The sequence below is a fragment of the Pseudomonas sp. SST3 genome (assembly GCF_003325755.1).
Genome location: NZ_QORI02000055.1, coordinates 1 through 7,933 on the forward strand (window position 1 = coordinate 1; position 7,933 = coordinate 7,933).

A 7,933-nucleotide genomic window follows, 5' to 3' on the forward strand; every position below is an offset into this window, starting at 1 on the left:
ATCTCCGAGATCAGCGCCGTCGAGAGCGCTGATACCTTCAAGCGCCCGATCTATGCCGGCAACGCCATCGCGACTGTTCAATCCAGCGCTGCGATCAAGGTCATTACCGTGCGTGCGACCGGTTTCGATCCGGTCAGTGCCGAAGGTGGCTCGGCCAGCGTCGAGCAGGTATCCGGTACTGGCGATGCGGGTGTTTCCGCGTTCGTCGGCGAAGAGCTGGCCAAGTCTGATCGTCCTGAGCTGACGGCTGCCAAGATCGTCGTCTCCGGCGGGCGTGGCATGCAGAATGGTGAAAACTTCAAGCATCTTTATTCGCTGGCCGACAAACTCGGTGCTGCCGTTGGTGCCTCGCGCGCTGCGGTCGATGCCGGCTTCGTGCCCAACGATATGCAAGTCGGTCAGACCGGCAAGATCGTCGTACCACAGTTGTACATCGCGGTCGGCATTTCCGGCGCGATTCAGCACCTGGCGGGCATGAAGGACTCCAATGTGATCGTCGCGATCAACAAGGATGAAGAAGCACCGATCTTCCAGGTTGCCGATTACGGCCTGGTGGGCGATCTGTTCGAGATCGTGCCTGAGCTCGAGCGGTTGCTCGTTTAACTCCCCCTCCCCCCGTTTGCGGCACAGCCGGCACATGACCGGCTGCTCAACAGAACTGTGTAGGCATGCTGTCGTTCAGTCGGGCGGTCCCCGTGGCCAAGCAGATCGAGGACATGGACGCCGACTCGGTGGCGATCAAGGACATGGCCGGCATTCTTACGCCATATATGGCCTACGAGCTGGTTTTACCTTGCTTGGTGCGTTGTCGCTGGCCGCGATGGGTATCCCGGGGATGGAGTTCACCCTTCGAGAGGCCGCTTCAATCGCCATCATCGGCGGTGCCGATGGCCCCACCTCAATCTTCGTCACCGCGAAGCTCGCGCCGCATCTGCTCGGTCCCATCGCCGTGGCGGCCTACTCGTACATGGCGCTGGTTCCGTTGATTCAGCCACCGATCATGCGCGCGCTGACCACCAAGGAGGAGCGCGCCATCGTCATGACGCAGCTGCGTCATGTTGGCCAGGCCGAAAAGATCGTCTTCCCGCTCATGCTTGCGTTGATGGTCGGCATGCTATTGCCGGATGCCGCTCCGCTGGTGGGTATGTTCGCGTTCGGCAATCTGCTCCGCGAATGTGGTGTGGTTGACCGCCTGGCTGATACCTCGCGAAACGCCTTAATCAACATCGTGACCATTGGTTTGGGGCTGACCGTCGGTTCCAAGCTATCTGCTGAAGCCTTCCTGCAGATGAAGACGCTTGGCATTCTCCTGCTCGGCATGGTCGCGTTCTGCGGCGGTACCGCGGCAGGTGTGCTGATGGCCAAGGTGATGAACATGTTCAGTACAAACAAGATCAACCCTCTGATTGGTTCTGCAGGTGTCTCGGCGGTCCCCATGGCGGCACGGGTATCGAACAAGGTAGGGCTTGAGGCGAACCCGCAGAACTTCCTTCTCATGCACGCGATGGGACCGAACGTGGCGGGGGTTATCGGCTCGGCGGTGGCTGCAGGGGTGCTGCTGAGCTTTGTAGGCTAGTGCTTCAGCTGTGGTGTAGCTACGGGCAACTGAAAGCCTGTACGTACCACGGCCGACCTGGGGCGAGCCGGAAGCGGCGACCTGCCTCATGCAGCTGTGCTGCGTACCCGCCCCTGACTATTTGATCCTGACTGGCTCTTCAGGCGCGCAAGGCCAAATACAGCGCGGCGACAACTGAGCGGTGACGCTCAGGTCATTGTCGCCTTGAAGATCTCATAGCCCCACGTCCCAAGGATTAAGGAGAGGAACGCCTGTATGTGCAAAGTCGGCCATGTTGCGGGTGACAACTGTCATCCCATGAATGAGGGCAGTTGCGGCAATAAGCGCGTCGCGCTCGGCTCGAGGGTCTGGCACATGTAACCGGGCGCAACGGCGCGCCACCCCGGTATCGACTGGCAGTATCCGCCCAGTAAACCCTGGCAATACGTGTTTATCGAGCCACGCTCGCAACACGGCACCCTGGGCCGCATCGCGCCGTTCAATCTGAAGCACGCCCATTTCCAGCTCCAGAATGGTGATCGCCGACACGAATAGCTCGCTCGCCTGAACGGTTTTGGCCCAGGCGACGACACCTGCATCCGCCCTCCCCGACTTGGCTTTGCGCAGCTCGGAAACAACATTTGTGTCGAGGACGAACATCAGGACAAATCGACTTGGCGAGTCCGGATTTCCGCCCGCGGCGGATCAAACGCAACCTCCTCGGCTCCTGGCATGGCCAGCAAGTCGATGATGCTCACGCTACCGCCAGTAAGGCGTTGGTAGTCCTCAATAGACAGCAGAACATGCGCGGGCCTACCGCGATCCGTGATGAAAACGGGACCAGAAAGCGCAGCCTTTTTTGCCCCGCTTGTGTCGTGATTGAATTCGCGACTGCTTAATGTAGTGGGCATCATTGATACTCCCTCAAACATAATGTAGCCATGTTACTACATCATCAGGAGTGGTCAATACTGCCGTTCTATTCGTGCCGTGGCTGTTTCGGGATTTCCGCGTTTGGCCCATGCCGGTCTCAGTGACAGCCTGCCGCTGCGAAACATGTGACTCTGGAAGTTCGAGAGCCCGGCCTCTTTACCGAGATGCTGTTCACGCGTCCATTTCAGTTTGTTCTTGGCGTACCAGAGCAGCACGCCTCGAGAGGCACTGGATTGAAGTTGGAAGGTGCTTCCATCTTCACCCACGCTGACTAATAAACCTGCTACCAGATCTGAGCAGAGGCTATCCAGCGTATGCAGGTGCAGTGGGCGATTCCGCTCCGTCGTCATATCCAACTCCCTTTTTTGCTATAGAAAGCGCGCGGATCGGCTGCAGTTCTATCCTGACCAGGATGCTCAATGGTAATGCGGCTGACGCATGTGTACCGCAGCTGATTCAAAAATGTCACGGTGGAACCACAGACTGTATCGGAGCTTACGCAAGAAATACCTGATCTTAAATCACCTCGCAGAGCGGCAGTTGAGGAGGCGATATCTCATCAGCTTTGGCTACTAGTTGCAGGGACGGCAGCGTTTCGCTCTAGCGCAGAAAGCAACTAGGACGAGGATCGCTTCGTGCAATGGGAGATATGATTCGTATGCGGGTGGGGAACCGCATGGTTCGGGTAATAAAGCCCGCTCCACGTTGGCCGAGCCCAAAACAATCCGCGGCTCTCCACCCAGGCCGCTCGCGACGCCATCACGCTTGGCTCGCTCACATGATCGTAGGGCTCGTCCAGGACGACCCACTGACCAGACGGAGCCACCCAGCGTGACAGGTGATCGCGCGTAGGAAGCTCCTCGACGGCCCGCATCTTCTTCCGCTGAAGCTTGGTTGTTGCCGGACGCAGACCGGTAGCCTCCATGAACTGAAGCGTCAACGCGAGTCCGTTACCCTCTCCTCATTGCCGGATGCCAAGAAGTGGAACCGAATGGTGGCCGTACGCGCAGCGCTCGGACCGAACCTGTCGCATGCTCAAGTGGCCCTCCCGCTATCGAAACGAGTTCTAGGTCTCGGGCAGATCGGCGTCGATGAGCCTAAGCAGGCTGGCGCGGGTTTCATCGAGCAGGCGATCAGACAAGTCCGGGTCAACCACGCTGCGCGACAGCAACAACGCGCCAACCATGGCGCTAAGGACCAGTGCCGCATCCTGGTTGCCATCGATGTGATCGCTGATTTGATCGAGCCGTTGATTCGCCGCCTCGTCGGTGACTGGGCTGGCCTGCCCCCGCCGACCCAACTCGGCAGAGATGGAGGGAAACACGCACCCCTTCGCCGGCTCGGCTCTATGAGGCTTGGATAGGTAACAGCATATGAAGGTCTCCCAGGGCTGGTCGCCGCCCAAGCCCTCGATCCCAAGCAGTACCTATGTAATCTTCCGCTGATGGAGTCTAGTGCGCGCGGCTCGGTTTATTTCAAGTCACAAGCGCAAAATAAAGAGCGGTTCCAATCCCCGCAGCAGTGATCAATCCAAAGAGATTCAGCAAGGCTATGGCAGCAACCACGCCAAGCGAGACCAGAGCGGCAGTTGGCTCTTGCAACGCTTCGGTATATACGATGTAGACGGCGAAATTGATAAACACCGCAACAGGAAGGACACGCTCTAGATAGCGCTGGCTCTCAGGGCCCAATTTCACCGTAATGAATGCGGGAAGGATGCGTACTAGGCAGCTCGTAAAAAACAAAGCAGCAATAGCAACTTCGGTCGACTGACTCATAGCTTTGCCCAACCTAGGATGGAGGTAGCAAGCAATATGCTAGGTATCCAGAAATAGTGAGCACCGATCAGATTGATCAGTAGCAGTGCGACGCCTACACACAATCCGGACGCTGCTAATAAACCGGAACGATCGCGCGGATCGCTCTGCGAAAGCCACAACCTGGACCGGAGCTGACACACGGATAGATACATAAGAACAACACTTGCTGGGAAACCTAGATTTACCCCCTCACCAAACCATTCTGCCGGAATGAACTGGCCGAGCAGCGCGCCAAGCAAGCCTGAAGCCACCCACGCCCCGAAAATCACTGCTCGTATCAAGAAAGCTGATCGCCAACTGTCAGACTCCTCCTCTGTCGCATACGCTTCATCGCCCAGCATATGAGCAACAAATGCCCGTTTTGAAACAGATCGCGGCAAGCGGCTTGCTGATGCATAAGCGATAGGAAGGTACCGGCTGTTGATTGAGGCGGTGACTAGCAACATCGTTAGAAAGCCGGCGTTGGCGTCGACTAGCGGCAGCAGAGCAAACTGGCCGCTTCCGGAAAACCCCAGCGCACTTACCGCGAGAATTTCTAGCAACGTCCAGTCAGCCCGCGCGGCAAGCACACCAAACAGCATGCTTACCGGAACGATTGCCAGAGCCGTCGGAGTAACGCGGTGAAGGGCAGTCACGCGCTCCCCATCACGTTGCAAGCTTGCGGCCCTGCTGAAAAGACTCAGGACGTTTCTCATTCGATCGCTGACGCCATCGCCTGCTTTTCATGAAATCGGCCGTATGCACGATTCTCCCAATGGTTGATCTCAATCACCCAGATGTCTCGAAAACCGGCTTCTCCTTCGACGGGCTCAATATCCGTCGCGTAATGGATGTATCGCTCATCATCAATGAGGATGGCCTCATTCTCATTTAAGGTTTGTCGATGGACTACCTCTTTTGAAGACGGATCAATGACCTGTGTCTCCCCTCCTTTGACGTTTGTTCGACGAGCTACGGCAATTACGCTGTACTCATGTCCATCACGGTGTGGTCCTTCAGGTACGGTCACGCCACGAAAAAGTTCGTTCGCCACCACCCGGATCTGATTGACGTTTATCTGAAACAACTCCTTCTTATTTACGGGCAATGCGTCAAGCACCCGCGCAATAAGCGGAGTGGGGTCTACTTCAAGCAACTCCCGATGTCTCGGTACTCCGCCAGCTTCAGCTAGCTTGATATAGCGTGCAGACTGGACATATTTTCTCTGAGGCAGCAACGCAAATAGCCATTCATTCTCATCCCAGAATCCCATGTACTGAGAAAGCCGAATCTGTCGGAGCCGACCCGGGCTATGGCGATCACGTGGGAGGTTCGCAAAGGAGGCCTGGAAACTGTCTGGCATGACCGGCATATCAATTACACAAAAGCCGTTCGTTAAGAATTCGTTATCAGCTGGCGTATCTTGTTGTAGTTGTACCATGGCGGTGATCATTTGCTTTCTCTCAATCAAGCTGGCTGAAGATCGAAGGTGGCAATTTCATAGGGGCGAAGCGACTCAATATGCTTTCGAGTGATTCCCCGATAAAAGTCGCAGGCGGAAGGTTCGACCGAGTCAACTGATGCGAACTTTTTCTCCAGAGGGCCCAGGCATAGCCCGCCACAGAATCCCTCGATTTCACATCCGCGGCAAAACTCCGGGTTATCTCTACGGAGGCCGGCATGCTTGAGATAAGGTTGTGAATTCAGGATTTCGGCGCCATCCCGGATATCACCCAGGAGCGTTGATCCGGCCTTACACGCGAACACAGAGCCATTTGGCTCAATGCTGAATTGCGCCCCTTTCGCAGAGCAATTCTTAAAGCCACGGTAGGACACACTGTCGAAGCCCAACATTACTTGAAAGATTTGGTGCCAGTAACCCGTGAGAACCACGCCACGTGTCCTGCCGTACTCGACCACCTTCCAGAGGCGATCGACGATGTTCTGGGTCCCAAAATCTGAATAGAACGTAGGGTCAAAATCCACTACAACGCCGATCTCTCGTGCCCCTACGTCGACAGCGAGATCCACGATTGAGTTATTGAAATCTCCCCAAGTTGAGGACGTTAGAGCTGCATTGATAGCCACCCGGTTTTCAAACTTCTGGAGTGTTCGAAGACCCTGCATCACGACTGGCGTGCTGTCATCACCGTTTTTAAGCGGTCTACTAGGGCTAGTCGGCGAGTCAAAGCTGACGCAAACAGCCACTTGGTACCTTGCGAATGCTTGAGCTACTTCGTCAGTGATGAGCGACCCGTTTGTAACGGTCGAGTAATTGATCTTGACGCCATCACTTTCCCCGTTCCCAAACCGCTCAAGCACAGCATGAATAGTCCGCCAGTTGAGCAGCGGTTCACCTCCGAAAACTGGAGCATTACCTCATGCACGCCCTCTGAACGAGCCACAGCAAGGGCAGACTCGACATAGGCGATACCATCTGCCGGCTTCATCGATCTGTTCTTCGGGTCGTACTGATGATCAAAGCGCTCCTTCGAGGCATATATCGAGTCTTCGATGTTTACCTTTATTCCTTCACGGGCGATAAGCCTGGAGCTGTCAACTTTGTTGTATTCATCTTCTGCAGACATTTCCTTGCCCTGAACGCCTTCGAAGCAATACGTACAACCGAAATTGCAGGCATTAGCCAAAATCAACTGGATGATGTTGACCTTTTTTTCAAGCGGCGCAGGCTCACTCGGCATCCGAAGAGAACTGGCCGGTACGAGGATATGACGAGCGATGAGCTGCTGGGTCAGTTCCTCTTCTCTTGTCTGAGCCTCGCCGGTCAAAATCTTCGCCTGTATCGGCCGCTGCTTACGGTAGGTTTCAAGCAGCTCCTGGCCGGTATCGTCGAGAAAGAACAGTCCACCCAGAAGGCGGTGGTAGGTTGCGTATCGATCACCTACGCGGTTTTGAATCACGTCGTCGGAGACAACGTAGAACTCCGTATCGAGCTGGTTCACCTAGCTCCCTCCGTAGTTGCGTTAACGATAGGTTCGAGATGGCGGCGCAAAACACGGCGCCGCCAAGGCTCTTACTTCGTCAGACGGCTGCGCAACTGCATTCCACCGACGGCAAATGTGCCGCCCACAGTTCCGCCGACCGTGCCACCAACAGTACCGCCCACGGTTCCGCCGACCGTTCCCCCCACCGTTCCGCCCACGGTGCCACCGACAGTGCCGCCAACGGTTCCGCCGATTGTTGAGCTCATGTGATTTGTGTTCATTAGGAATCCTCTCATAGCCTTCAGGACCGATAGATTCGGGAGCCCTGGTCATTAGTCAGTGTCAGCCCAGGTCGATAGAAGGTAAGCGTACGCCGAACTCACCTTGCGCGACTCAGGCCGGCGCCCACTGATGCGGCAGCAGTTGGCCGATCTCACTCGCCCGCTGCGTCGGCAGCCGTGTGAGTACGTCCTTAAGATAGGCATACGGATCATGCCCATTCATCCGCGCCGACTGGATCAGACTCATGATTGCTGCCGCGCGTTTGCCGCTGCGCAGTGATCCGGCAAACAACCAGTTCGAGCGTCCAAGGGCCCATGGCCGGATCTGGTTCTCGACCTGGTTGTTGTCGATGGGCACAGCGCCATCGTCCAGGTAGCGCGTCAGCGCTACCCAGCGTTTGAGGCTGTAATCCAAGGCTT

The 7,933-nt window shown here is 56.3% G+C and carries 12 protein-coding genes and 1 pseudogene; 2 read left to right on the top strand and 11 right to left on the bottom strand.

The window, feature by feature from the left end:
- Both DQ405_RS22915 and DQ405_RS22920 read left to right on the top strand, forming a co-directional pair.
- On the top strand, positions 1–603 hold a 603-nt coding region (locus DQ405_RS22915; protein ID WP_196240176.1), incomplete at its 5' end, for an electron transfer flavoprotein subunit alpha/FixB family protein.
- A 187-nt stretch (positions 604–790) separates the two neighbouring features.
- Positions 791–1,576, top strand: a pseudogene (locus DQ405_RS22920) (sodium ion-translocating decarboxylase subunit beta); the annotation flags it as partial.
- A gap of 213 nt (positions 1,577–1,789) precedes the next feature.
- Here DQ405_RS22920 and DQ405_RS22925 read toward each other — a convergent pair.
- The 11 genes from DQ405_RS22925 to DQ405_RS22975 all read right to left on the bottom strand — a co-directional run.
- Entirely contained in the window at positions 1,790–2,215 is a 426-nt protein-coding gene (locus tag DQ405_RS22925) for a type II toxin-antitoxin system VapC family toxin (protein ID WP_206678933.1), read from the bottom strand.
- Positions 2,215–2,466, bottom strand: a complete 252-nt coding sequence (locus tag DQ405_RS22930) for a type II toxin-antitoxin system Phd/YefM family antitoxin (RefSeq protein ID WP_168426269.1) — start codon at positions 2,464–2,466, stop codon at positions 2,215–2,217. Before DQ405_RS22930 ends, DQ405_RS22925 begins: the two co-directional genes overlap by 1 nt.
- A gap of 54 nt (positions 2,467–2,520) precedes the next feature.
- Positions 2,521–2,838 carry a hypothetical protein gene (locus DQ405_RS22935; RefSeq protein ID WP_168426259.1) on the bottom strand — a complete coding sequence of 106 codons (318 nt, stop codon included), beginning with the start codon at positions 2,836–2,838 and terminating at the stop codon, positions 2,521–2,523.
- A gap of 716 nt (positions 2,839–3,554) precedes the next feature.
- On the bottom strand, positions 3,555–3,812 hold the full coding sequence (locus DQ405_RS22940; protein WP_168426260.1) for a hypothetical protein: 258 nt from the start codon (positions 3,810–3,812) through the stop codon (positions 3,555–3,557).
- Between the two features lie 151 nt (positions 3,813–3,963).
- Entirely contained in the window at positions 3,964–4,266 is a 303-nt protein-coding gene (locus DQ405_RS22945) for a hypothetical protein (RefSeq protein WP_168426261.1), read from the bottom strand.
- Complete coding sequence (locus tag DQ405_RS22950) at positions 4,263–4,943, bottom strand: AzlC family ABC transporter permease (protein ID WP_342030443.1); 681 nt, start codon at positions 4,941–4,943, stop codon at positions 4,263–4,265. The genes DQ405_RS22945 and DQ405_RS22950 overlap by 4 nt, the downstream gene beginning before the upstream one ends.
- Positions 4,944–4,999: 56 nt before the next feature.
- Entirely contained in the window at positions 5,000–5,740 is a 741-nt protein-coding gene (locus tag DQ405_RS22955) for a 2OG-Fe dioxygenase family protein (protein WP_168426263.1), read from the bottom strand.
- 14 nt (positions 5,741–5,754) lie between these two features.
- Entirely contained in the window at positions 5,755–6,414 is a 660-nt protein-coding gene (locus tag DQ405_RS22960; RefSeq protein WP_241730133.1) for an SPASM domain-containing protein, read from the bottom strand.
- Between the two features lie 104 nt (positions 6,415–6,518).
- Entirely contained in the window at positions 6,519–7,250 is a 732-nt protein-coding gene (locus DQ405_RS22965; protein WP_168426265.1) for a hypothetical protein, read from the bottom strand.
- A gap of 71 nt (positions 7,251–7,321) precedes the next feature.
- Positions 7,322–7,498, bottom strand: a complete 177-nt coding sequence (locus DQ405_RS22970; protein WP_168426266.1) for a hypothetical protein — start codon at positions 7,496–7,498, stop codon at positions 7,322–7,324.
- A 127-nt stretch (positions 7,499–7,625) separates the two neighbouring features.
- Positions 7,626–7,933, bottom strand: a 308-nt coding sequence (locus DQ405_RS22975) for an IS66 family transposase (protein ID WP_168426267.1), incomplete at its 5' end; no start/stop codon positions are given.